This window comes from Streptomyces sp. 142MFCol3.1, assembly GCF_000424945.1.
Classification (GTDB): domain Bacteria; phylum Actinomycetota; class Actinomycetes; order Streptomycetales; family Streptomycetaceae; genus Streptomyces; species Streptomyces siamensis.
The window spans coordinates 215959-240488 of sequence record NZ_AUKV01000015.1 but is presented as its reverse complement, the minus strand read 5'-3'; the positions used below and the strand labels follow the sequence as shown (position 1 = coordinate 240488).

Genomic DNA, 24530 nt, shown 5'->3' with positions numbered 1-24530 from the left:
CGTCCTCGCTGTGCGCCTGCCGAACACTGCCCGGCAGGACTTTTTCAAAGGAACCTCGTCCCAACCGTATGGCCGGAGACGGGGTATCAACATATCTGGCGTTGATTTTTGGCACGCTGTTGAGTTCTCAAGGAACGGACGCTTCCTTTGTACTCACCCGAGAGACTCTCTCAGGCTTTCCTCCGGGCGCTTCCCTTCGGTCTTGCGTTTCCGACTCTATCAGATCTTTCCGATCCGATTTCCTCGGTGCTTTCCAGGTTCTCGCTTTCGCGTTTCCCTTTCCGGCGGCTCCGACTTTATCAGAGATTCTGAGTCGGAATTTCCGCCCCGCTCGGGTGGTTCCAGGCACGCAGTTGTGCCGGGTTCCCGTTCAGGCGGAGCCGTAAACGTACTGGAGCGGGGCGCCTCGATGCAAATCGAGGCGCCCCGCTCCTGGTTGGCTCGTGTGCGGGGTCAGACTTCGACGACGACCGGGAGGATCATCGGGCGTCGGCGGTAGGTGTCGGAGACCCACTTGCCCAGCGTGCGGCGGATGAGTTGCTGCAGCTGGTGGGGCTCGACCACGCCGTCCTGGGCGGAGCGTTCCAGGACCTCAATGATCTTCGGGAGGACGTCTCCGAAGGCGGAGTCGTCGATACCGGAGCCCCGTGCCTGGACGTGCGGGCCGCCGGTGATCTTTCCGGTGCTGGAGTCCATCACCACGAAGACCGAGATGATGCCCTCGTCGCCGAGGATCTTGCGGTCCTTGAGCGCGGGCTCGCCGACGTCACCGACCGAGAGGCCGTCGACGTAGACGTATCCGGCCTGGACCTTGCCGGAGATCTTGGCCTTGCCCTCGACGAGGTCGACCACGACGCCGTCCTCGGCGATCACGATGCGGTCGTGCGGGACGCCCGTGAGAGCGCCGAGTTCGGCGTTGGCACGCAGGTGCCGCCATTCGCCGTGGACGGGCATCAGGTTCCGCGGCTTGCAGATGTTGTAGAAGTACAGCAGCTCGCCCGCGGAGGCGTGGCCGGAGACGTGCACCTTGGCGTTGCCCTTGTGGACGACGTTCGCGCCCCAGCGGGACAGGCCGTTGATCACGCGGTAGACCGCGTTCTCGTTGCCCGGGATCAGGGACGAGGCCAGGATGACCGTGTCTCCCTGGACGATGCGGATCTGGTGGTCCCGGTTGGCCATCCTCGACAGTGCCGCCATCGGCTCGCCCTGGGAGCCCGTGCACACGAGCACGATCTCGTGGTCGGGGAGGTCGTCCAGCGTCTTGACGTCGACCACCAGGCCCGGCGGGACCTTCAGATATCCGAGGTCGCGCGCGATGCCCATGTTGCGGACCATCGAGCGGCCGACGAAGGCGACCCTGCGGCCGTACTCGTGGGCCGCGTCGAGGATCTGCTGGATGCGGTGGACGTGGCTGGCGAAGCTCGCGACGATGATCCGCTTGTGGGCGCCGGCGAACACCTGGCGCAGCACGTTGGAGATGTCGCGCTCGGGCGGGACGAATCCCGGGACCTCGGCGTTGGTGGAGTCCGAGAGCAGGAGGTCGATGCCCTCCTCGCTCAGCCGCGCGAACGCGTGCAGGTCCGTGAGACGGCGGTCCAGCGGAAGCTGGTCCATCTTGAAGTCGCCGGTGTGGACGGCCATGCCCGCAGGGGTGCGGATGGCGACCGCGAGGGCGTCCGGGATGGAGTGGTTGACGGCGATGAACTCGCAGTCGAAGGGGCCGATGCGCTCGCGCTGGCCCTCGGCCACTTCGAGCGTGTACGGGCGGATGCGGTGCTCCTGGAGCTTCGCCTCGATGAGGGCGAGGGTCAGCTTGGAGCCGATGAGCGGGATGTCCGGCTTCTCGCGCAGGAGGAAGGGGACACCGCCGATGTGGTCCTCGTGGCCGTGCGTGAGGACGATGCCCTCGATGTCCTCGAGGCGGTCCCTGATGGACGTGAAGTCCGGCAGGATCAGGTCGATTCCTGGCTGCTCCTCCTCGGGGAAGAGCACTCCGCAGTCGACGATCAGCAGGCGGCCGCCGTATTCGAAGACCGTCATGTTCCGGCCGATTTCGCCGAGGCCGCCGAGCGGGGTGACCCTGAGGCCGCCCTCGGGGAGCTTGGGCGGCGGGCCGAGTTCAGGATGCGGATGACTCAAAAGACTCTCCTCACCACGCGCGCCACGTACCTGGTAGGGCACGTGGCGCGCGTGACGTTCGTGCAATAGCAGTTGTCTGTGTGGGGTGCAGACCGGTGGCCTGCGGGATCATGCGTATTCAGTTGTGAAGTCTGTGATTAGAGCTGTACCCCGCCGGCGGCAAGATCGATCTTGAGCTGGGCGGTCTCCTCGGGCGACAGCTCGACCATGGGAGCACGCAGCGGCCCGGCGGGCAGGCCCTGGAGGCTGAGCGCGGCCTTGGTGGTCATGACGCCCTGGGTGCGGAACATGCCGGTGAAGACCGGGAGCAGCTTCTGGTGGATCTCGGTGGCCTTCTGGACGTCGCCCGAGAGGTAGGCGTCCAGCATGGCCCGCAGGTCCGGGGTGACGACGTGGCCGACGACGGAGACGAACCCGACCGCACCCACGGAGAGCAGGGGCAGGTTCAGCATGTCGTCGCCGGAGTACCAGGCGAGGCCGGAGCGGGCGATGGCCCAGCTGGCTCGGCCGAGGTCTCCCTTGGCGTCCTTGTTGGCGACGATGCGCGGGTGTGCGGCGAGGCGCACGATCGTCTCCGTGTTGATCGGCACGCCGCTGCGGCCCGGGATGTCGTAGAGCATCACCGGCAGCTCGGTCGCGTCGGCGATGGCCGAGAAGTGCCGGTAGAGGCCCTCCTGAGGGGGCTTGTTGTAGTACGGCGTGACGGTCAGCAGGCCGTGCGCGCCGACCTTCTCGGCGGCGCGCGCCAGCTCGATGCTGTGGTGGGTGTCGTTCGTGCCGACGCCGGCGACGATGTGGGCACGGTCGCCGACCGCCTCCAGCACGGCTCGAACGAGGTCCGCTTTCTCCGCGTCGCTGGTGGTCGGGGACTCGCCGGTGGTGCCGTTGATGATCAGGCCGTCGTTGCCTGCGTCCACCAGGTGGGCGGCGAGCCGCTGTGCGCCGTCGAGGTCGAGTGCGCCGTCCGCCGTGAAGGGCGTGACCATGGCGGTGAGGACCCTCCCGAAGGGGGTCTGCGGAGTGGAGGTCGGAGCCATGGGTAACACGCTACTCGCTGCTCAACGCATGGTCTGCCCTCGGGAGACACGACAAAGCACGACAAATGCGGAGCCCGGCACTGCCTGCTCGGGGGTTCAAGCAGTGCCGGGTCCGTTTGATCAGGCTAGATGAACTTCTCGAAATGCCGCAATACGGACACCTCGCTCGACTGATCCGTACATCTGTACCGCGCGGCGCGTGGGGCGCGCGCTACGGCGCCACACGACCGTTCGCATTGAAGGCCGCGTAGGTGAGCGGCATGAGCCCGGCCCACTCCGCCTCCATCCGCTCCCCCACCATCTCGATCTCCCGCTGCGGGAAGGACGGCACCTTCGCAAGCTCGTGCTGGGTGCGCAGGCCGAGGAAGTGCATCAGTGAGCGCGCGTTGCACGTGGCGTACATCGAGGAGAAGAGGCCGACCGGGAGGACCGCGCGGGCCACCTCCCGGGCCACACCGGCGGCGAGCATCTCCTGGTAGGCCTCGTACGCCTGGCGGTACGAGTCCTCCATCACACGGCCCGTGAGCTCCTGCTGCGCCTGCGTGCCCTCGACGAAGACGTACTTGCCGGGGCGACCCTCCTGGACCAGCTTGCGGGACTCGTCCGGGACGTAGAAGACGGGCTGGAGCTCCCGGTACCGGCCCGATTCCTCGTTGTACGACCAGCCCACGCGGTGCCGCATGAACTCGCGGAAGACGAAGATCGGGGCGCTGATGAAGAAGGTCATCGAGTTGTGCTCGAAGGGGCTGCCGTGACGGTCCCGCATGAGGTAATTGATCAGGCCCTTCGAGCGCTCCGGGTCCTTCTGCAGCTCGTCCAGGGACTGCTCCCCCGCGGTGGAGACACGAGCGGCGAACAGCACGTCGGCGTCGGACGCGGTGTGCTTGATCAGCTCGACGGTGACATCGCTGCGGAAGCTGGGCTTGAGGTCGTCGGCGGGGGTGTCGGTCACGGTGCGGAGGGTCCTTCCCATCACAGGCTCGGGCGGCGCCCACTCTACGGGCCACCACTGACAACGGGGCGTTCGGTACCGTGCCGCGACATTCGGCGGCGAACTTCTGCGAATTCGGTGATTCTGGGCACCTCTTGAGACAATCGCTCGTCTGTATGAGTGACGGTGACTGCGTTCGAGTCGCCGCCGCCCGCCCATCCACGAGTCCCAGAGGATGCCGCCCCATGTTCCGTCGGCGCGAGCCCGTCCCGTTCGCCTTCATCGCCGAAGCCGACAAGTTCCGCAGCAACGTCACTCCCCCGCCCCGTGAGCGGGCCTCCGCCGGACAGATGGCCGGCCGGTGGCTCATAGGGCTCACCGTGGTCGCCGGACTCGCCGGCTCCCTGATCCTCGGGATGCCCGCTCTGTCGCAGGACCAGTCACCTGCCACGACGCAGCACTCCGAGGCGTCGGACGGCCGCTGACTCTTCCGGACCCCCAAGGGTGGTGAGCGGGCATGGGGCTCGATAGCCTCACCGGGCACAGCCCATGCGTGGATCGAGTGAGGATCAGTCGTGCCCCTGCCCTTCCTGACGGCGGACCGTGCCTTTGACGAGGCGGCGGACGACCTCGCGCTGCCCTTCGACGACCTCGACCGCTGGCGGCGCCCCTACCGGCCCGGACCGTGGCGGGTGGGCGCGGCCGCGCTCGTCCTGCTGCTCGCTTCGTACGTGCTCGTCGCCGCGGTGATCATCGCGGTGGCCGGGACCCTCGCCGCGGCGGTGGGCTGTCTGAGCGGCGCCCTGGTCGCGATAGTGGCCGCGCTCCGGCTGCTGCGCATGGGCGTCTGGGTCAGTGCGCGGGGGCTGCGCAGAGTGGGCTTCTTCGTCACGAGCACGGCGCCGTGGCAGCAGGTCGTCGCCGTGCGGACCGTGCAGCAGCCGGTGCGCTGGCTCGGTCTGCCGCGCACCGTGCAGGGTCAGGCCCTGGTCCTCGTACGCCAGGATCGCTCCCCCGAGGACCTGCCGCCGCTGCTGACCACGCACAACGCCGACTTCCTGGCGCGTTCGGAGGCCTTCGAGCGGGCCGCGGACACCATCGAGGTGTGGGCGGACGAGTACCGGCGCGGCTGACGGGCACGCCCGCGCGGCACGGTGACGGCAACGCCGCACGCGCCTCACGACACGACGAAAGGGCCGGTCCGCGGTGGCGGACCGGCCCTTTCGCGTCGCTCGATCCCGGGATGCACCGGCCCCGGAGGCCGCGCCTCACGCGCGACGCCGGTCGGGCCCCGGGGCTACGCCTCCAGGGTTCTGCCCTCGCGCAGGGCGATGGCACGTTGCATCGCCTTGCGGGCGCGCGGGGTGTCGCGGGCGTCGTGGTAGGCGACCGCCAGACGGAACCAGCTGCGCCAGTCGTCCGGGGCGTCCTCGGTCTCGGCCTTGCGCTTGGCGAACACCTCGTCGGCCGAGTCGCGGTCGATGCGGCCGCCCGCGGTGCGCTTCAGCTCGTCCACGGGCAGTCCGCCCTCGGCGTCGAGCTCGGCGGCCAGCCGGTTGGCCTTGCGGACGAACTGGGTGTTCTTCCACAGGAACCACAGACCGATGGCCGGCAGGATCAGCACCGCGACACCGAAGGTGACGGTGATCAGGGTGCCGTTCTGGATGAGCAGCACGCCCCGGCTGCCGACCAGGACGAAGTAGACGACCAGGACGGCGGCCGTGACGGCATAGGTGATCTTTGCGCGCATGTCTGCCAGCAATCTGTGTCCGTCCCCCGGCTCAGCCGAGGTCCAGGAAGTTTTCCAGGCCGAAGGTGAGGCCGGGCGTGCTCACCACCCGGCGGACACCGAGCAGGATGCCCGGCATGAAGCTGCTGTGGTGCAGGGAGTCGTGGCGGATGGTGAGCGTCTCGCCCTCCCCGCCCAGCAGGACCTCTTGGTGGGCCAACAGGCCGCGCAGACGGACCGCGTGCACCGGGACGCCGTCGACGTCCGCGCCGCGGGCGCCGTCCAGGGCGGTGACCGTGGCGTCGGGCTGCGGGGCGCTGCCCGCGCGCTCGCGGGCGGCGGCGATGAGCTGAGCGGTGCGCGTGGCGGTGCCGCTGGGAGCGTCCACCTTGTTCGGGTGGTGCAGTTCGACGACCTCGACGGACTCGAAGTACGGCGCGGCGACCTCGGCGAACTTCATGGTCAGGACGGCGCCGATGGAGAAGTTGGGCGCGATGAGCACGCCCGTCTCGGGGGACGCGGCCAGCGAGGTGTCGAGCTGCGCGAGGCGTTCGTCGGTCCAGCCGGTCGTGCCGACCACGGCGTGGATGCCGTGCCGGACGCAGAAGTCGAGGTTGCCCATCACCGAACCCGGCGTGGTCAGCTCGACCACGACCTGGGCGCCGGCCTCGACCAGCGACTCCAGCTTGTCCCCGCGGCCCAGCGCACCCACCAGCTCCATGTCCTCGGCGGCCTCGACGGCTCGTACCGCCTCGGATCCGATCCGGCCCTTGGCACCGAGGACCGCCACGCGCAGCTTGCTCATTGCTTCGTTCCTTACAGAGACGGGATTTACGCGACCGCTTCGTGCAGACGGGACGCCTGCTTGTCCTTGAGCGGGCCGATGACCGACAGCGAGGGACGCTGTCCCAGGATGTCGCGGGCGACCGACCGGACCTCGTCCGGGGTGACCGCCGCTATCTGGGCCAGCATCTCGTCGACGGACATCTGCTCGCCCCAGCACAGCTCACTCTTGCCGATACGGTTCATCAGCGCACCGGTGTCCTCCAGCCCGAGGACGGTGGAGCCCTGGAGCTGGCCGACGGCGCGGCCGATCTCGTCGTCCGAGAGGCCGTGCTCGGCGACCTGGTCGAGCTCGTCGCGGCAGAGCTTGAGCACGTCGTGGACCTGGCTCGGGCGGCAGCCCGCGTACACGCCGAAGAGGCCGCAGTCGGCGAAGCCCGAGGTGTACGAGTACACGCTGTAGGCCAGGCCGCGCTTCTCGCGGACCTCCTGGAAGAGGCGGGAGGACATGCCGCCGCCGAGGGCGGTGTTCAGCACGCCGAGGGCCCAGCGGCGGTCGTCCGTGCGGGCCAGGCCGGGCATGCCGAGGACGACGTGGGCCTGCTCGGTCTTGCGGCCGAGGAGTTCGACGCGGCCCGTGGTGCGGATGGACCGGCGGCCGTCGCGCGGGGCGATGGGGGCCGCGGCGGGGCTCCGGAACGCGCCGGCCTTCTCGAAGGCGGCACGGACCTGGCGGACGACCTTGTTGTGGTCGACGTTGCCCGCGCAGGCCACGACCAGGTGCGTCGGGTCGTAGTGCTTCTTGTAGAAGCGGCGGATGCGGTCCGCGGTGAGGGCGTTGACGGTGTCGACCGTGCCGAGGACCGGGCGGCCGAGGGGGTTGTCGCCGAACATCGTGTGCGCGAACAGGTCGTGCACACTGTCGCCCGGGTCGTCCTCGGTCATCGCGATCTCTTCGAGGATGGCGCCGCGCTCCACGTTCACGTCGTCCTCGAGGATGAGCGAGCCGGTGAGCATGTCGCAGACCACGTCGATGGCGAGCGGGAGGTCGGTGTCGAGCACGCGCGCGTAGTAGCACGTGTACTCCTTCGCCGTGAACGCGTTCATCTCGCCGCCGACCGCGTCGATGGCGGCGGAGATGTCCAGGGCGGACCGGCGGGCGGTTCCCTTGAAGAGCAGGTGCTCCAGGTAGTGCGTGGCGCCGTTCAGCGACGGAGTCTCGTCGCGCGAGCCCACGTGCGCCCAGATGCCGAAGGTGGCGGAGCGGACCGAGGGCAGGGTCTCGGTGACGATGCGCAGGCCACCGGGGAGGGTGGTCTTGCGGACCGTGCCGATGCCGTTCTCGCCCTTGATGAGGGTTTGGGTACGGGCGACGGCCCGCGCCTCCGAGGAGGTGCGGGCCGTCGCCGTGGAGCTACTCGACGTCACTTGTCGGTGTCGTCCTTCTTTTCATCGTCGCCTTCGCCCTCGACCACGGGGATCAGGGAGAGCTTGCCGCGGGAGTCGATCTCGGCGATCTCGACCTGGACCTTCTGGCCCACACCGAGGACGTCCTCGACGTTCTCCACGCGCTTGCCGCCGGCGAGCTTGCGGATCTGCGAGATGTGCAGCAGACCGTCCTTGCCCGGGAGCAGCGACACGAACGCACCGAAGGTCGTCGTCTTCACGACGGTGCCCAGGTAGCGCTCGCCGACCTCCGGCATGGTCGGGTTGGCGATGCCGTTGATCGTGGCGCGGGCGGCCTCGGCGGCCGGGCCGTCGGCGGCACCGATGTAGATGGTGCCGTCGTCCTCGATCGTGATCTCGGCGCCGGTGTCCTCCTGGATCTGGTTGATCATCTTGCCCTTGGGGCCGATGACCTCACCGATCTTGTCCACGGGGATCTTGACGGTGATGATCCGCGGGGCGTTCGGGGACATCTCGTCCGGCGTGTCGATCGCTTCCATCATCACGTCGAGGATGTGGAGGCGGGCGTCGCGGGCCTGCTTGAGCGCGGCGGCCAGGACCGACGCCGGGATGCCGTCGAGCTTCGTGTCCAGCTGGAGGGCCGTGACGAAGTCCTTCGTGCCGGCGACCTTGAAGTCCATGTCACCGAACGCGTCCTCGGCACCGAGGATGTCGGTGAGGGCGACGTAGTGCGTCTGGCCGTCGATCTCCTGGGAGATGAGACCCATGGCGATACCGGCGACGGGGGCCTTGAGGGGCACACCGGCGTTCAGCAGCGACATGGTGGAGGCGCAGACCGAGCCCATGGACGTCGAACCGTTGGAGCCGAGGGCCTCGGACACCTGACGGATCGCGTAGGGGAACTCCTCGCGGGTCGGCAGGACCGGCACGAGCGCACGCTCGGCGAGCGCGCCGTGGCCGATCTCGCGACGCTTCGGGGAGCCGACGCGGCCCGTCTCACCGACGGAGTAGGGCGGGAAGTTGTAGTTGTGCATGTAGCGCTTGCGGGTCACCGGAGAAAGGGTGTCCAGCTGCTGCTCCATGCGGAGCATGTTGAGGGTGGTGACGCCCAGGATCTGGGTCTCGCCACGCTCGAACAGCGCCGAACCGTGCACCCGCGGGATGGCCTCGACCTCGGCGGCCAGCGTACGGATGTCCGTGACGCCGCGGCCGTCGATGCGGACCTTGTCCTTGATGACGCGCTCGCGGACCAGCTTCTTGGTCAGCGCGCGGTACGCGGCGGAGATCTCCTTCTCGCGGCCCTCGAACTGCGGGAGCAGCTTCTCGGCGGCGATCTCCTTGACGCGGTCCAGCTCGGCCTCGCGGTCCTGCTTGCCGGCGATGGTGAGCGCCTGGGCGAGCTCGCTCTTGACCGCGGCGGTCAGGGCCTCCAGGACGTCGTCCTGGTAGTCGAGGAAGATCGGGAACTCGGCGGTCGGCTTGGCGGCCTTCGCGGCGAGGTCCGACTGCGCCTTGCACAGGACCTTGATGAAGGGCTTCGCGGCGTCGAGGCCGGCGGCCACGACCTCCTCGGTGGGCGCCTCGGCGCCACCCTTGACCAGCTGGATCGTCTTGTCGGTGGCCTCGGCCTCGACCATCATGATCGCGACGTCGCCGTCCTCCAGGACGCGACCGGCGACGACCATGTCGAAGACGGCGTCCTCGAGCTCGGTGTGCGTCGGGAACGCGACCCACTGACCGTTGATCAGCGCGACGCGGACGCCGCCGACCGGGCCGGAGAAGGGCAGACCGGCCAGCTGCGTGGACGCGGAGGCGGCGTTGATCGCCACGACGTCGTACAGGTGGTCGGGGTTGAGCGCCATGATCGTGGCGACGACCTGGATCTCGTTGCGAAGGCCCTTCTTGAAGGACGGACGCAGCGGACGGTCGATGAGACGGCAGGTGAGGACCGCGTCCTCGGAGGGACGGCCCTCACGGCGGAAGAAGCTGCCGGGGATCTTGCCGGCGGCGTACATCCGCTCCTCGACGTCCACCGTGAGGGGGAAGAAGTCGAGCTGGTCCTTGGGCTTCTTGGAAGCGCTGGTGGCCGACAGCACCATGGTGTCGTCGTCCAGGTACGCGACGGCGGAGCCGGCGGCCTGCTTGGCCAGGCGGCCCGTCTCGAAGCGGATGGTGCGGGTGCCGAAGGAGCCGTTGTCGATGACGGCCTCGGCGTAGTGGGTCTCGTTCTCCACTAGCGTTTTCTCCTCGTCTTCGTCCTGTCCTGCCCGTGTGGCAGGGGGACGGTGGCGGAGAGACGCGCCTTCTGGTGCGGGCCGGTCTTCGATCGAAGCACCCGGGGCTCGCTTCCCCCCGGGGGCCACTACCGAGGACCGGCGGCGGCGAGGCGCGCTTCTCCTCGTTCGTGTCGTGACGGGCCCTGCCCGGCGGGCACGGCCCCATCACGCTGTGTCGTACGTGCTGTGTCCTGCGTATTGCGTTGTGCTACCACACTACAAAGCGTCAGTGACACTCCGCACGTACAGAGATGTACAGCAGCACGTACAGCAAAAGGAGCGGTCCCCAGAAGATGTGGGAACCGCTCCCTTCACGGCGTCTTACTTGGCGCCCGCCGCACCGCGGCGGATGCCCAGGCGGTCGACCAGCGTACGGAAGCGCTGGATGTCCTTCTTGGCCAGGTACTGCAGCAGGCGGCGACGCTGACCGACCAGGATCAGCAGACCACGGCGGGAGTGGTGGTCGTGCTTGTGGGTCTTGAGGTGCTCGGTCAGGTCCGAGATGCGGCGCGAGAGCATGGCGACCTGGACCTCGGGGGAGCCGGTGTCGCCCTCCTTCTGGCCGAACTCGCTGATGATCTGCTTCTTCGTAGCGGCGTCGAGCGACACGCGTACTCCTCGTAGTCTCTGAGTGGCCACCGAGTGCCCCTGGTCCACTTCTCAGGGGAGCTTCCGTTACTCGGGAGGCGGGGATCCGCTGGGCGCGGCCTCCAGAGCTCGGGGCTCCGGGGGTGCGTACACAAACGGCCGTCACACAGCGTACCAGCCCGGCAGGGCCCGTCCGTCCGCCTCCCCGAACCCGGTCGACCGCGCGGACCTGGCCACTACTGTGACGGCACAGGGCATTCGCACGTGGGGAAGGGGCCGCCGGAACATGGCCGAGGAAGCGGACAAGGACGTGAAGGCGCGCAAGGAGCGGGAGAAGAACGAGCTCTACGCCCTCGACATCTCGGGCGTCGAATGGCACAGCGCGCCGGGTACGGAGGAGCACGAGGAGCGGGTCGAGATCGCGTATCTGCCCGAGGGCGCGGTGGCCATGCGCTCCTCCCTCGACCCGGACACGGTCCTTCGGTACACGGAGGCGGAGTGGCGGGCCTTCGTGCTCGGCGCGCGGGACGGGGAGTTCGACCTGGAACCCGCGCCGCACGACGGCGGACCGGCGACCCTCTAGCGGTCCAAAGGCACCGCGGTCCGAGGGGCCGCCGTGGACGGGCGAGGGCCGGCGCGGGACGGAGTTCCCGCGCCGGCCCTCGCCTCTGTCACGGGTCCGCCTCCTGCGTCGTGACGGGTCGGCCCACGCCGTGACGGATCAGCGCACGTTTCCGATGCCGACCGCGGCCGGCACCGGGTCGTCGGGGTGCGCGGCGGACGCCGAGAGCTGGCGGGGCGAGAAGAACGCCCTGCCGTGCTCGAAGAGGATGTCGGACCACTCGGGGGTCTCCATGCGCGTGGTGCCGCCCGGCAGATTGAAGAAGAGGAACGGCGTCTGCTTCCCGGTGGCGGGATCGATGCTCACGATGGCCGCGGGTCCGACGGTGTCGGCACTCGGCCGGTAGGCCAGGAGCTGGTTTCCGTTCATCTTCACGGGCCACAGCGGCTGGAACGGCCGTCCGTCGAACTTCCGCAGGCTCTTGCCCGTGTGCACGTCGTAGGCCACGATCCAGTTCTCCGGCTGGTCGAGCTCGCCGTCGTCCTTGCTCGCGACGAACAGCGCGTCCTTGCCCACGACCAGCGCGTAGCAGTTCTCCATGGCTCCGAAGTACTGCGTCCCGTCGAAGGAGCTGCCGCACATCGGGGCGAAACGGCCGCCCTTCATGGAGATGGTGGCGCTGTGGCGGCCCTGGTCGTCCAGGGTGATCAGGTCGGTCACCGTGTAGGCCCCCGCGCCGACGGCGATGACCGGTGGATCGGAGGACGGCAGGTAGACCTCCGAGATGTTCTTCGTCATCTTGTAGGTCCACTGCGGCTTCCCGGTGCGCGGGTCGATCTTCTGCACCCGGTACGCGTGCTCGGACTCGTCTCCACAGCGCAGCAGGACCAGCAGGCTGCGACCGCCCGCGAACCCCTTGTCCTCGCACGTGGTGACACCGGTGCTCTTCCACAGCTGCTTGCCGTCGGCCATGCCGTAGGCGACGGAGCCGTCGCCCCACGCCACCGCGACCGTGCCGCGCGCCATGGTGAGGTTCGTGTTGGTGACGTACGCGCTCTTCGCGTCGGGCATCGTCGCCGTCCACAGCTTCTTGCCGTTGTCGAGGTCGAAGAAGACGACCTCGTCGCAGACACCGGCGTCCTTGGTGCCCTTGCGCTTGGCCGGCTGGACGACGACGGCGGTACGCCCGTCCGCGGTGACGTGCTTCGTCGTCGCGCAGATGTGCCCGTCCAGCTCGATGGTCCAGGCCTTCTTGTCCCACTCGCCGAACTTGAAGCCCATGAGCTGGTTCTTGATGCCCTTGGCGAAGATCTTGCCGGTCGCCCAGGTGCCGGGGGCGTAGCGCGTCTCGTCGTCCTTGAACTTCTCCTCGTCGTAGTCGACGACGAGTTCACCCTCCGGGGTGCGCGGGACCCGCTCGACCGTCTCCCTGATCTCGTCGGGAGCCTGCGGGACGGCCACCGCCTTCTTCGACGGACCGTCGTCACCGTTCGCGTGCATGAGGAGCCAGCCGCCCGCGCACAGCGCCACGACGAGTACGGCGGCCACGATGCCGAACAGCCTTGTGCGGCGCCGTCTTCGCTCGTTGTCGGCCGTCAACGCGGACTGGGTGTACGGGGAGGGGGGTGGGCCGAAGCTCACGCGGAGAAGTCCTTTCGGAGGGAATCGTTCGGTGGCGGGGGAACCCCCTACTATGCATGCCGCTTGATCGTGTACATACAGCGGGCAGCGGGTCTGTCGCGATGGCTTCGTTTGTCCGCATTGAAGGTCAATAGTGAGCGTGCGCAAGCCACTTCTGGGCAGGGTGTGACGTAGCGGGCGGCCGCGGTGGGGTGGACGGGCCTGCCCTTGTGACAGTCATGGTGATTAGGCTGGGACAGGGCGCGACGCCAGAACCCGTGGAGGGGCCGCTCGCGTCTCAGGGGGAGCCGGGTCAATTCGGACGACCTCGTACGACTTCGGACGACCAAAAGCGTCAACGGACGCCGGCGGACGACAAGAAATCGGTCGCCCCGGCACGGCTTGAGGGTGCTCGACCACACCAGGAGGAACTGTGAACAGCGATCGGGACGGGATCCGCGGGGGCTGGGCCACACCCGGCGATGACCAGTCCGACGCGGAGTCCGCCGTCGAGACGACGGGCGAGTTCACCATCGACTACGCGCCGCCCGCCTGGTACACGCAGAACGCGTCGGGGACTCCGGCGAACTCCGGTGGTACGGAGGAGGAAGCGGAGGCGGCCCCGGCTCCCCCGACCGCTGCGGACTCCTCGGCCCCGCCAACTCCCCCGGTGTTCGAGGCCCCTTCGCCCCCCATTGCTCCTGAGACTCTTTCAGCGACTTCTGAGGCGCTTTCAGCGGTGCCGGAGACGGCGGAGGCAGCTGCCTCGCAGACTCCGGGTGCGCCCGTCGCGGACGCAGGCAGTCCGACGGCGCTGCCGAACGTTCCCCTGGGCGAATACCAGAGCCGGTGGGCGACGCCTCCGGCCGCTCCGGTGGCACCGGTCTCTCCCATGGGCGCCTCCGACGACATCGAGCCCGGCGACGGGGACCTGGAGAGCGGCGCCACCATGCGGATCTCTCCTGTCGCGCTGAAGCGGGAGTTCGCGGAACGTGCCGGCGCCGTGGGCCAGGAGCGGCCCGAGACCGAGGACGCGGCCGGGGCCGGGGCCGGGTCCGAGCCGGATCCGGCCGCTCCGGCCGCGGCCGGAGCGGCCGACGTCACGTCCGGACCCGGCTCCACCGCGTCGGACGCCGACTCCGTCGCGGACGCTTCCAAGGCCCCCGAATCAGCGGAGGCCCACGTCGGCGACGACGTGCGGCACGTGGTCGACGCGCAGGAGGACACACCGGGGACGGTGAGTGAGGCGGACGCCGCTGGGCAGACCGAGGGCGTCGTGGACGGCGGTTTTGACGTGGGCGCCGAGGACGCCGCGGCGGACGAGCCGGCGGCGGAGGCTACCGGGGCCGTGGACGCCACGGCCGGCACCGCCGACTCCGTCGACGCCTCCGATGTCGCCGACGGGCCTGAGGTCGCCGACGCGCCTGGTGTCGCCGATGCCCCCGGCACCTCCGAGGCCTCGGACCGTTCCGACGCTTCCGGAGAGCCTGATGTCGTCGCGGACATCGTGGCGCCGGTGTCCTCCGACGCGGGCGACGGGACCGGCGAGGTCGCCGACGCCGTACCGCACGGGGCGGTCCCCTCCGACGCGGCCGACGGCACCGTGAGCGACGCCGTCCATGACGGCGTACGTGACGAGGCGGGCGACGAGACCCGTGACGACGTGAGCGACGCGGTGCCGCAGGGTGCCGACGCGGCCGACGCGGAGCCCGAGGACGCCCGGCCGATGGACGAGCCGCAGGACGCCGTGCCCGTCGACCGACCCGGCGCTCCCGAGGGCGTGCAGGACGCGCCTCCCGCCTGGGCTCCCCCGCCGCTGCCGCAGGGCGGGCTGCCACCCCTGCCGCCCGCGTACCAGCCCGCCGCTCCCGCTCCCGCGGCCCAGTGGCCGGCGTCCGACGAGCCCGCGAAGCCCGAGCCCTCGGCGGCCGAGCCCGCGCAGGCACGGACGCCGCCGCAGATCCAGCCGTCGGCACCCGCCCCGGGCCGGCCGTTCCAGCCGCCGGCGCCGGCACCCGGGCAGCCCTTCCAGCCCCCCGCGCCCGCTCCGGCTCCCGGCCAGGCCTTCCAGCCGCCCGCTCCGGCTCCCGCTCCCGGCCAGGCCTTCCAGCCGCCGGCCCCGCAACCCGCGCCTCCCGCGTGGCCCTCCCCCGGTGGGCCCGCGTCGACGCCACCGGCGCAGGGAGCCGTGTCGGTGACGCCGCCCGTCCACGACAACCCCGTTCCGGTCCCGCCGCCGAGTCACGCACCGGCGCCGGGCGCCCCTGCCCCCGAAGCACCCGCCGCGGCCTCCGCGCCGGTCCCGCCGCAGGGCAGCTACGGCTTCCCCCAGCCGAGCACTCCGGCCCCGAACCCCACGTCGCAGGGCAGCTACGGCTTCCCGCAGCCGGGCGCTCCGGCCCCCGCGCAGACGCCGGCCGCCACCCCTGAACCGCCGGCCCCCGCTGCCGCCAACCCGCCCGCTCCCGGTTCCGGTCGCGGCTTCCCGCAGCGGAGCGCCCCGGCCCAGGACGCGACGGCGCCCAACCCGCCTGCCCCGGCGCCCGGTTACGGCTTCCCGCAGCCGACCACGCCCCCGGCGGCACCGCAGGCTCAGGGTGCGCAGCAGGGCTACGGATTCCCGCAGGCCCCCGCCACGCCCGTCCCGCAGCCCGGCTACGACCTTCCCCGGCCGGCCTCGGAGCCCGCGCAGTCGGAGGCGCCCGGCGCGGCGCAGCCACCGCTTCCGTCGGCGCAGGTGGCTCCTCACTACCCGGCCCCTCCGGGACCGGCGCAGCAGCAGCCGCAACCAGCCGCCCCGCACGTGCCGCAGCAGCCCACGGGTGCCGCTCCCGTCGATCCCCGTACGGGGACGGCCTGGCCGCAGCCCATGCAGCACGACCAGCGCCAGCCCACCAACCCGGGCGCGGCCCCGCTCGGCTACACCGCCGCGGTGGAGCTCTCCTCCGACCGACTGCTCAACAACAAGAAGCAGAAGCCCAAGAGCGGTCGTCCCGCCGCCGCGTCGTCGCGGTTCAAGCTGGGCGGCAAGAAGGAGGAGGCCGAGCGGCAGCGGAAGCTGGAGCTGATCCGTACGCCGGTGCTGTCGTGCTATCGCATCGCCGTGATCAGCCTCAAGGGCGGTGTCGGCAAGACGACCACGACCACCGCGCTCGGTGCGACGCTCGCCAGCGAGCGTCAGGACAAGATCCTCGCGATCGACGCCAACCCGGACGCCGGCACGCTCGGCCGCCGCGTGCGCCGCGAGACCGGCGCCACGATCCGTGACCTCGTCCAGGCGATCCCGTACATCAACTCGTACATGGACATCAGGCGGTTCACCTCCCAGGCCCCCTCCGGGCTGGAGATCATCGCCAATGACGTCGACCCGGCCGTGTCCACGACCTTCAACGACGAGGACTACCGGCGCGCGATCGACATACTGGGCAAGCAGTACCCGATCATCCTGACCGACTCGGGTACCGGCCTGCTGTACAGCGCCATGCGCGGTGTACTCGACCTCGCCGACCAGCTCATCATCATCTCGACGCCGTCCGTCGACGGTGCGAGCAGCGCCAGTACGACGCTGGACTGGCTGTCCGCGCACGGGTACGCGGACCTCGTGTCCCGGTCCATCACGGTGATCTCCGGAGTGCGCGAGACCGGCAAGATGATCAAGGTCGACGACATCGTCAGCCACTTCGAGACGCGCTGCCGCGGCGTCGTGGTCGTGCCGTTCGACGAGCACCTGTCCGCGGGTGCCGAGGTGGACCTCGACATGATGCGGCCCAAGGTGCGGGAGGCCTACTTCAACCTCTCGGCGATGGTGGCCGAGGACTTCGCGCGGCACCAGCAGTCGCACGGGCTGTGGACGAACGACGGCAATCCGCCCCCGGTGGCCGCCCCGCCGATGCCGGGCCAGTACGTGCCCGGGCAGCCGGTTCCCGGACAGCCGTACGGCTGGCCCTACCCGCAGCCGGGACAGCCCTACCCGCCGCAGCCCGGTCAGGCGTACCCGCAGACCCCCCAGGGCCAGGCCCCGCAGCCGCAGCCGCAGCCGCAGCCGCAGCCGGGACAGCCTTACGCACAGCCCGGGCAGCCGTACCAGCCGAACCAGGGCCAGACGCCGCCCCCGCCGCCTCAGCAGTAACTCGATCGGCCCCTCCTGAGGGACCGATTCGCGCTCGGGCCCGCACCGTCCACGGACGGTGCGGGCCCTTCGTGTGTCCAGGGACGTCTTGAGCCGTCAAGCCGTCACCAGGGCGGCTTCACCGGTCTGAACCAATGAGCGAAAAATCCGCGCCAACTCGTTATTTCCGCAGGCCACATGGGGTTCATGTGCCGTTGACTCGCGTCGACCGCCGCTGATAGACACACACATCAACCCCGCCGGCGCCATCCCGATCAAGTCGTTCAACCAGCCACCTCTGCGCAAGCGATGACGTGAGGTCACCGACCCATGAACACACAGGATCAGCACCACAGAGGGCTCCTGCGTCCGCGGCTCGTCGCCGCCGCAGGTGCCGCAGCGCTCACCCTCACCGCCGGTCTGGCGACCCCGCTCAACCCGGCACCGCACCAGGCCCAGGCCAAGGAGAACAAGAAGGTCCTCACCGTCGCGGTCGCGCAGAGCGTCGACTCGCTGAGTCCGTTCCTGGCGTCACGGCTGGTCAGTACGAGCATCCACCGGCTCATGTACGAGTACCTGACCAACTACGACCCGGCGGACAACCACGCGATCCCCGGCCTCGCCACCAAGTGGGAGCCGTCCGCCGACAAGCTCACCTGGACCTACACGATCCGGTCGAACTCGAAGTGGTCGGACGGTCAGCAGGCCACCGCCGAGGACGCGGCCTGGACGTTCAACAAGATGATGACCGACGAGGGCGCGGCCACCGCGAACGGCAGCTTCGTCGGCAACTTCAAGAAGGTCACCGCCCCGAGCGCCACCAAGCTCGTCATCGAGCTGAAGAAGCCGCAGGCCACGATGGCCGCGCTCGACGTGCCGATCGTGCCCAAGCACGTCTGGGAGAAGGTCGGGGACTTCACCAAGTTCAACAACGACAAGCAGTTCCCGATCGTCGGCAACGGACCGTTCATCCTGACGGACTACAAGCCGGACAGCTACGTTCGGCTGAAGCCCAACAAGAGCTTCTGGCGGGGTGCCCCCAAGTTCGACGAGCTGGTCTTCAAGTACTACAAGGACGGCGACGCGGCCGTCGCCGCCCTCCAGAAGGGCGAGGTGTCCTTCGTCTCCGGCCTCACACCGGCCCAGTCGACGGCGCTCAAGAGCCAGCAGAACATCAAGGTGAACGACGCCCCCGGCCGCCGCTTCTACGCCCTCGCCACCAACCCCGGCGCCCAGGCGAAGAACGGCAAGAAGTTCGGTGACGGCGCCGAGTCGCTGCTCGACCAGAAGGTGCGACAGGCGCTCTTCCTCGCGATCGACCGGAAGGCCCTCATCGACAAGGTCTTCCAGGGCCACGCCGTGGAGGGCGAGGGCTACATCCCGCCGCGCTTCTCGACGTACTTCTGGAAGCCGGAGGCGAGCCAGCGGCTGGCGTACGCCCCGGTCAGGGCCGCCAAGCTCCTCGACGAGGCGGGCTACAAGAAGAACGGTGACGGCAATCGCGTCGAGAAGAACGGCAAGCCGATCAACTACCGGGTCCTCTGCCATGCCACCGACCCCAACGACAAGGCGGTCGGACAGTACCTGAAGGAGTGGTACGGCAAGCTGGGCATCGGTGTCACCCTCAACTGCCTGGACAACGTGACCGACCCCTGGCTGGCGGGCACCTACGACCTGGCGTTCGACGGCTGGTCCGTCAACCCCGACCCCGACTTCGTCCTGTCGATCCACACCTGCGGAGCGCTGCCCGCCACCCCCAAGGACACCGGGGCCACGGACAACTTCATCTGCGACAAGAAGTACGACGAGCTGTACGACCAGCAGCTCGCCGAGTACGACACCGCCAAGCGGGCGGACATCGTCAAGCAGATGGAGTCGCGGCTGTACGACACCGGGTACATGAACGTCATGGCGTACCCGAACGCGGTCGAGGCCTACCGCACCGACCAGATCAAGTCGATCGAGACGATGCCGAAGGCCGCGGGCAACATCTACGGCCAGGACGGTTACTGGAGCTGGTGGTCGGCCGTCCCGGCGGGGTCCTCCGGTGAGTCCTCCGACAGTTCGAGCTCGACGGGCGTCATCATCGGCATCGTCGCGGGCGTCGTCGTCCTCGCGGGCATCGGGGCGTTCTTCGCGATGCGCAGGCGCTCGACGGCCGAGGACCGTGAGTAGGACCCGCACCGCCCCGAGGGAACCTCCGGGAAGGCATGCGGGGTCCCCAAGAACGCACGAGCGAATGAGTAGTTCATGACCGCTGAGGCAACACCCTCGCTGGTCGAGGCGACCGACGGTCCGGCGGAGGCCGGGCCGTCGGTCCGCGGGCCCAGGGCGCGTACCAGAACCGCGTATCTGCGATATGTGGCGGGCAAGTTGGGCGGCGCGGCCGTCTCACTGCTGGCCGTCCTCGTCACCAGCTTCTTCCTGTTCCGGCTCATCCCCGGCGACCCGGTCAAGTACATGACGGGCGGCCGCCAGGTGTCCGCCGAGCAACTCGCCAACTACCGCAAGGAGTTCGGGCTCGACCTGCCGATGTGGGAGCAGTTCACGGACTACTGCGGCAAGGCGCTCACCGGCGATCTCGGCACCTCGTACCAGTTCCGGGCCCCCGTCATCGACAAGATCACCGAGGCGCTGCCGAACACCCTGCTGCTCACCGGCACGGCGTTCGTGCTCTACACCGCGCTCGGCATCTTCATCGGCACGCGCTCCGCGTGGCGCAACGGCGGGCTGAGCGACCGGGTCAACACCGGCCTGGCACTGACCCTTTACTCCATTCCGTCCTTCTGGCTGGGTCTGCTGCTCATCATCGTGTTCTCGGTGGGCATGGGCCCCATCCCCGGACTGTTCCCCACCGGGGGCATGGAGTCGGGAGGCAAGGAGGGTTTCGCGTACGTCATGGACGTGGCCCACCATCTGATCCTCCCGGTGGTGACGCTGGTCGCGGTGGAGTACGGGCAGACCCTGCTCGTCACGCGGTCGGCCCTGCTGGACGAGATGGGCAGCGACTATCTGACGACCGCCAGGGCGAAGGGGCTGCGGGACGACCTCGTACGCCGTCGGCACGCCGCGCCCAACGCGCTGCTGCCGACCGTGACGCTGATCTTCATCAACCTCGGCCGGACGGTCGCGGGCGTGATCCTCGTCGAGACCGTCTTCTCCTGGCCGGGCCTCGGCGGGCTCTTCTACCAGGCGCTGAGCGTGCCGGACCTGCCCTTGGTGCAGGGGCTGTTCTTCGTCTTCGCGGCAGCCGTGATCGTGATGAACACGCTCGCCGACCTGATCTATCCGCTGCTGGACCCACGGGTGGGCCGATGACCACAACCGAGTCGGACGGGCCGATGACGACCGAACCCACGGCGGCTTCGAAGGGCAGCGGACCCGCGACGGCGAGGAGCCCCCGCGCCCTCGCCTGGCAGCGCCGCCGTCATTCCGCCGCCCGTTTCTGGAAGCAGTACCGCACCCACCACGCCGGAGTCTTCGGGCTGGCCGCCCTCGGGCTCTGCGCGCTCATCGCGCTGACCGCGCCGCTGACCGTCGGCTCCGACGTGCAGAGCGTGACCGACGCGCCGGGCGATCCCATGGAGAGCCCGAGCACCGAATTCCCCCTGGGAACCGACCAGTTCGGGCGCAACCTGCTCGGGCTCGTGGTGTGGGGCGCCCGGGTCTCGCTGCTCGTGGGGCTGCTCGCCGCCGTGCTCTCGGTCGCGATCGGCGCGCTCATCGGCATCACCGCCGGACACTTCAAGGGCTGGTACGCGACCGTGATGATGCGGATCACGGACTGGTTCCTGGTGATGCCCACACTGGTCCTCGCGATCGCGCTGGCCACCGTCATGAGCCGGTCGCTCGGCACGATCATCCTGGCGATCGGCGTGACGACCTGGCCGACGACGGCGCGTCTGGTGCGCGCGCAGACCCTCGCGGTGGAGTCGCGGCCGTACATCGAACGGGCCAAGGCGCTCGGCGGCGGACACTGGCACATCATGACCCGGCACGTGCTGCCCAATGTGATGCCGCTGGTGCTGGCACAGACGACCCTGATCATCTCCTCCGCAATCCTCGCGGAGGCGACCCTCGCCTTCCTCGGGCTCGGTGATCCCACGGTGGTGTCGTGGGGCGGGCTGCTCCAGGACGCGCGGGAGGCCGGCGCGGTCAGCGCCGGGAAATGGTGGTACCTGGTACCGCCCGGTGTCGCGATCGCCGTGGTCGCGCTGGCGTTCACGCTGTGCGGGCGCGCCGTCGAGTCCGTCCTCAACCCCAAGCTGGGAGTGGCACGTTGACCCTGCTGGAGGTCAGGAACCTCGAAGTGACCTACGCGGGCGGCGCGGCCGCCGTCCGCGGCGTGGACCTGTCGCTCGACGCGGGCCAGAAGCTCGGTGTCGCGGGCGAGTCCGGCTGCGGCAAGTCCACCCTGGCGCTCGCACTGCTGCGGCTGCTCCCCGCGGGGACGCGCACGAGCGGGGAGATCCTGCTCGACGGCGAGGACGTCCTGAAGATGAAGTGGGGGCAGGTGCGGGCGGTCCGCTGGGCGGGCGCCTCGATCGTCTTCCAGGGCGCCATGCACTCGCTGAACGCGGTCCACCGCATCGGCGACCAGATCGCCGAGCCGATCCTGCTGCACAAGAAGGCGACGCCCGCGGGCGCCCGGAGGAAGACCGGGGAACTGCTCGAACACGTCGGCCTGCCCGCCGCCCGCGCGAGCGCCTACCCGCACGAGCTGTCCGGCGGTCAGCGCCAGCGCGTCATGATCGCCATGGCGCTGGCCTGCGACCCGCGGCTGGTCATCGCCGACGAACCGACCACGGCGCTCGACGTGATGATCCAGGCGCAGATCCTCCGTCTGATCGAGCAGCTGGTCAGCGAGCAGGACCTGGGTCTCGTCATGATCAGCCACGACCTCGCGGTGCTGGCCGACACCTGCGATCGCCTCGCCGTGATGTACGCGGGCCGAGTCGTCGAGGAGGGCCCGGCCCGGCAGGTGTACGAGGACGCCCGGCACCCTTACGGCAAGGCGCTGTCGGCCGCCTTCCCCCGTATCGGCGACACGGCGTCGCGGTTCGCGCCGCGCGGACTGCCGGGCGATCCGCCGGACCCGTCCGCGCTGCCGTCCGGATGCACGTTCCACCCGAGGTGCCCGGTGGCCCTGGACTCCTGCATGACCGAGGACCAGGAGCTCCGCGGCGCGGGCACGGCGAGGTGGGCTGCCTGTGTGCACGCGGGCGCGTCGGTCCCCCAGCCGGGCAGCCCGGCGGAAGAAGCCAGGAGCAGCACGCCATGACCACTGACACCCCCGTGCCGGCCGCTCCGCTGCTGCGCGCGCAGGACCTGCACGTCTCGTTCGCCGGACGCAACGGCGCCGCCCGCGCGCGGGCGGTCGACGGCGTCGACCTCGACATCCGGCGCGGCGAGATCGTCGCCCTGGTCGGCGAGTCGGGCTGCGGCAAGACGACACTCGCGCGCTCGCTCCTCGGTCTCGTCCCGCCGACCGGCGGGCACGTCACCTTCGACGGGAAGCCGCTCGACTACTCCTCGCGCGCCCTGAAGGCGTACCGCAAGCGCGTCCAGCTCGTCCTCCAGGACCCGAGCGGCTCACTCAACCCCCGGCACACCGTGTACGACGCGGTCGCGGAGGGTCTGCGCATCCACGGGTACGGCGGGGACGAGCGGGCGGCGGTCGCGGAGGCCCTCTCCCGGGCCGGACTGCGCCCGCCGGAGCGCTTCTTCCTGCGGTACCCGCACGAGCTGTCCGGCGGTCAGCGCCAGCGCGTGGTGATCGCCGGAGCCCTCGTCCTGGAGCCCGAACTCATCGTCGCCGACGAGCCGGTGGCCTCGCTCGACGCGTCGGTGCGCGGCGAGATCCTCGCCCTGCTGCTGCGTCTGCGCACCGAACTCGGCCTGTCCGCCCTGGTGGTGACGCACGATCTGGGTCTGGCATGGAACATCGCCGACCGGGTCGCGGTGATGTACCTCGGCCGCATCGTCGAGACGGGCGAGGTCGAGCAGGTCCTGACGACGCCCCGGCACCCCTACACCCAGGCCCTGCTCTCCGTGCTGCCGGAGGCACCGGGCGATCCGGTCGTGCTGACGGGCGAGCCCCCGGACCCGTCCCGCATCCCGGCGGGCTGCCGCTTCCACGCCCGCTGCCAGATCCTCGCGAGCGGCGAGGCCGAGCGGGCCGGTGTGGCGGACGCCTGCCGTGGCCGGGAGCTGGAGGTACTGGACGGCGCCGGCGGGACGCAGGTGGCCTGCCACTGGGCCCGGGCCACGGTCGCCGGCTGACCACGACGACGGGGGCGGCCGGTGCTTCGGAGCACCGGCCGCCCCCGTCGTCGTACCGAAGAGGACTGGGCGACTACGCCGGAGGGGCGGAGTCGGCCTCGTAGGCCTCGATGAGCTCGCGCGACCGCTTCACGTCGTCCCCGATGGCTTCCAGCAGCGCCTCGATCGAGTCGAACCTGGCCTGGCCGCGCACGAAGGCGAGGAAGTCGACGGCGACGTGGAGGCCGTAGAGGTCGAGGCCGACGCGGTCGATGGCGTAGGCCTCGACCGTGCGCTCGGTGCCGTCGAACTGCGGGTTCGTGCCGACGGAGATCGCGGCGGGCATCGCCTCGTCCGCGACGTGCAGCCAGCCGGCGTACACGCCGTCCGCGGGGATGGCCGTGTGCGGGAGGGTCTCGACGTTGGCCGTCGGGAAGCCGAGCTCCCGGCCGCGCTGGGCGCCACGGACGACGACGCCCTCTACGCGGTGCGGGCGGCCGAGGATCTCCCGGGCGCCCTCGACGTCGCCCTCGGCTACGAGCCGCCGGGTCAAGGTCGAGGAGAACGGCTCTCCGCCGCCCGCCTCACCCGTGACGTACAGGTCGACGACCTCGACCTCGAAGTCGTACGTCTCGCCCTGCTCGCGCAGGAAGTCGACGTTGCCCGCGGCCTTGTGGCCGAAGCGGAAGTTCGGGCCCTCGACGACGGCCTTCGCGTGGAGCTTGTCGACCAGGACCTTCACGACGAAGTCGGCGGGCGACAGCTTCGAGAACTCGCTGGTGAAGGGGAGGATGAGCAGGGCGTCCACGCCCAGCTCGGCCATCAGCTCCGCGCGGCGGTGGTGCGGGGCGAGCAGTGGGGGGTGGCTGCCGGGGCGCACGACCTCGCTCGGGTGGGGGTCGAACGTCACGACGACGGACGGCACGCCCAGCTCCCGGGCGCGGTCCACGGCATGCTTGATGATCAGCTGGTGCCCGCGGTGCACTCCGTCGTAGGAGCCGATGGTGACGACGCTGCGCCCCCAGTCCTGGGGGATGTCCTCCAAGCCACGCCAGCGCTGCACTGTGACCGCTCCTTGTCGAACCCGTG

General features: G+C 69.9%; 19 protein-coding genes and 1 pseudogene. 10 read left to right on the top strand and 10 right to left on the bottom strand.

The annotated features are described in order from the left end of the window. Positions 1–453: 453 nt before the first annotated feature. The 3 genes from H305_RS0123490 to thyX all read right to left on the bottom strand — a co-directional run bounded on the left by H305_RS0123490 (position 454) and on the right by thyX (position 4128). The gene (locus tag H305_RS0123490; protein ID WP_028802552.1) at positions 454–2139 is read right to left on the bottom strand and encodes a ribonuclease J; all 1686 of its coding nucleotides are present in this window, start codon (positions 2137–2139) and stop codon (positions 454–456) included. Positions 2140–2276: 137 nt separating this feature from the next. Beyond that, positions 2277–3176 (bottom strand): 4-hydroxy-tetrahydrodipicolinate synthase, encoded by a 900-nt coding sequence (gene dapA / locus H305_RS0123485; RefSeq protein ID WP_028802551.1) that lies wholly within the window; start codon positions 3174–3176, stop codon positions 2277–2279. Positions 3177–3387: 211 nt separating this feature from the next. Further along, positions 3388–4128, bottom strand: a complete 741-nt coding sequence (thyX, locus tag H305_RS0123480; RefSeq protein WP_028802550.1) for an FAD-dependent thymidylate synthase — start codon at positions 4126–4128, stop codon at positions 3388–3390. Between the two features lie 224 nt (positions 4129–4352). Here thyX and H305_RS0123475 point away from each other — a divergent pair, with 224 nt between their 5' ends. Continuing rightward, on the top strand, positions 4353–4592 hold the full coding sequence (locus H305_RS0123475; protein WP_028802549.1) for a hypothetical protein: 240 nt from the start codon (positions 4353–4355) through the stop codon (positions 4590–4592). Between the two features lie 90 nt (positions 4593–4682). After that, positions 4683–5240 (top strand): hypothetical protein, encoded by a 558-nt coding sequence (locus H305_RS0123470; protein ID WP_028802548.1) that lies wholly within the window; start codon positions 4683–4685, stop codon positions 5238–5240. Positions 5241–5404: 164 nt separating this feature from the next. Here H305_RS0123470 and H305_RS0123465 read toward each other — a convergent pair whose 3' ends face one another. The 5 genes from H305_RS0123465 to rpsO all read right to left on the bottom strand — a co-directional run bounded on the left by H305_RS0123465 (position 5405) and on the right by rpsO (position 10911). After that, on the bottom strand, positions 5405–5857 hold the full coding sequence (locus H305_RS0123465; protein WP_028802547.1) for a hypothetical protein: 453 nt from the start codon (positions 5855–5857) through the stop codon (positions 5405–5407). Between the two features lie 31 nt (positions 5858–5888). After that, the gene (dapB, locus tag H305_RS0123460) at positions 5889–6641 is read right to left on the bottom strand and encodes a 4-hydroxy-tetrahydrodipicolinate reductase (protein ID WP_028802546.1); all 753 of its coding nucleotides are present in this window, start codon (positions 6639–6641) and stop codon (positions 5889–5891) included. Positions 6642–6667: 26 nt separating this feature from the next. Further along, entirely contained in the window at positions 6668–8047 is a 1380-nt protein-coding gene (locus H305_RS0123455) for a M16 family metallopeptidase (RefSeq protein WP_028802545.1), read from the bottom strand. Further along, positions 8044–10260, bottom strand: a complete 2217-nt coding sequence (locus H305_RS0123450) for a polyribonucleotide nucleotidyltransferase (RefSeq protein WP_028802544.1) — start codon at positions 10258–10260, stop codon at positions 8044–8046. Before H305_RS0123450 ends, H305_RS0123455 begins: the two co-directional genes overlap by 4 nt. A gap of 363 nt (positions 10261–10623) precedes the next feature. Further along, positions 10624–10911 (bottom strand): 30S ribosomal protein S15, encoded by a 288-nt coding sequence (gene rpsO, locus H305_RS0123445; RefSeq protein ID WP_028802543.1) that lies wholly within the window; start codon positions 10909–10911, stop codon positions 10624–10626. Positions 10912–11176: 265 nt separating this feature from the next. Between rpsO and H305_RS0123440 the strand changes: the two genes are divergently transcribed. After that, positions 11177–11473: a DUF397 domain-containing protein gene (locus H305_RS0123440; protein ID WP_028802542.1), complete on the top strand. Its 297-nt coding sequence runs from the start codon at positions 11177–11179 to the stop codon at positions 11471–11473. Positions 11474–11611: 138 nt separating this feature from the next. Here the strand turns inward: H305_RS0123440 and H305_RS0123435 are convergent, their stop codons facing one another. Next, positions 11612–13093, bottom strand: coding sequence for a PQQ-binding-like beta-propeller repeat protein (locus H305_RS0123435; RefSeq protein ID WP_028802541.1), 1482 nt, complete (start codon positions 13091–13093; stop codon positions 11612–11614). 412 nt (positions 13094–13505) lie between these two features. On the opposite strand from H305_RS0123435, the pseudogene H305_RS56430 reads away from it, so the two are divergent. The 7 genes and pseudogenes from H305_RS56430 to H305_RS0123405 all read left to right on the top strand — a co-directional run. Beyond that, positions 13506–13586: pseudogene (locus H305_RS56430) on the top strand (SCO5717 family growth-regulating ATPase); the annotation flags it as partial. Between the two features lie 378 nt (positions 13587–13964). After that, complete coding sequence (locus H305_RS46830; RefSeq protein WP_107440081.1) at positions 13965–17201, top strand: AAA family ATPase; 3237 nt, start codon at positions 13965–13967, stop codon at positions 17199–17201. Positions 17202–17510: 309 nt separating this feature from the next. Then, positions 17511–19355, top strand: coding sequence for an ABC transporter substrate-binding protein (locus H305_RS0123425; RefSeq protein WP_028802540.1), 1845 nt, complete (start codon positions 17511–17513; stop codon positions 19353–19355). Between the two features lie 75 nt (positions 19356–19430). Further along, positions 19431–20498: an ABC transporter permease gene (locus tag H305_RS0123420; protein WP_028802539.1), complete on the top strand. Its 1068-nt coding sequence runs from the start codon at positions 19431–19433 to the stop codon at positions 20496–20498. 23 nt (positions 20499–20521) lie between these two features. Beyond that, positions 20522–21463, top strand: a complete 942-nt coding sequence (locus tag H305_RS0123415; RefSeq protein WP_028802538.1) for an ABC transporter permease — start codon at positions 20522–20524, stop codon at positions 21461–21463. Next, entirely contained in the window at positions 21460–22461 is a 1002-nt protein-coding gene (locus H305_RS0123410) for an ABC transporter ATP-binding protein (RefSeq protein WP_028802537.1), read from the top strand. Before H305_RS0123415 ends, H305_RS0123410 begins: the two co-directional genes overlap by 4 nt. Next, on the top strand, positions 22458–23462 hold the full coding sequence (locus tag H305_RS0123405; protein ID WP_028802536.1) for an ABC transporter ATP-binding protein: 1005 nt from the start codon (positions 22458–22460) through the stop codon (positions 23460–23462). The genes H305_RS0123410 and H305_RS0123405 overlap by 4 nt, the downstream gene beginning before the upstream one ends. A 73-nt stretch (positions 23463–23535) precedes the next feature. Here the strand turns inward: H305_RS0123405 and H305_RS0123400 are convergent, their stop codons facing one another. After that, positions 23536–24504: a bifunctional riboflavin kinase/FAD synthetase gene (locus H305_RS0123400; RefSeq protein ID WP_028802535.1), complete on the bottom strand. Its 969-nt coding sequence runs from the start codon at positions 24502–24504 to the stop codon at positions 23536–23538. Between the last annotated feature and the right edge of the window lie 26 nt (positions 24505–24530).

Coding starts and splice junctions, on each gene's coding strand:
- dapA (WP_028802551.1), bottom strand. CDS start 3,176: ATGGCTCCGACCTCCACTCCGCAGACCCCCTTCGGGAGGGTCCTCACC.
- H305_RS0123475 (WP_028802549.1), top strand. CDS start 4,353: ATGTTCCGTCGGCGCGAGCCCGTCCCGTTCGCCTTCATCGCCGAAGCC.
- H305_RS0123465 (WP_028802547.1), bottom strand. CDS start 5,857: ATGCGCGCAAAGATCACCTATGCCGTCACGGCCGCCGTCCTGGTCGTC.
- dapB (WP_028802546.1), bottom strand. CDS start 6,641: ATGAGCAAGCTGCGCGTGGCGGTCCTCGGTGCCAAGGGCCGGATCGGA.
- H305_RS0123440 (WP_028802542.1), top strand. CDS start 11,177: ATGGCCGAGGAAGCGGACAAGGACGTGAAGGCGCGCAAGGAGCGGGAG.
- H305_RS46830 (WP_107440081.1), top strand. CDS start 13,965: ATGGGCGCCTCCGACGACATCGAGCCCGGCGACGGGGACCTGGAGAGC.
- H305_RS0123425 (WP_028802540.1), top strand. CDS start 17,511: ATGAACACACAGGATCAGCACCACAGAGGGCTCCTGCGTCCGCGGCTC.
- H305_RS0123420 (WP_028802539.1), top strand. CDS start 19,431: ATGACCGCTGAGGCAACACCCTCGCTGGTCGAGGCGACCGACGGTCCG.
- H305_RS0123415 (WP_028802538.1), top strand. CDS start 20,522: ATGACGACCGAACCCACGGCGGCTTCGAAGGGCAGCGGACCCGCGACG.
- H305_RS0123405 (WP_028802536.1), top strand. CDS start 22,458: ATGACCACTGACACCCCCGTGCCGGCCGCTCCGCTGCTGCGCGCGCAG.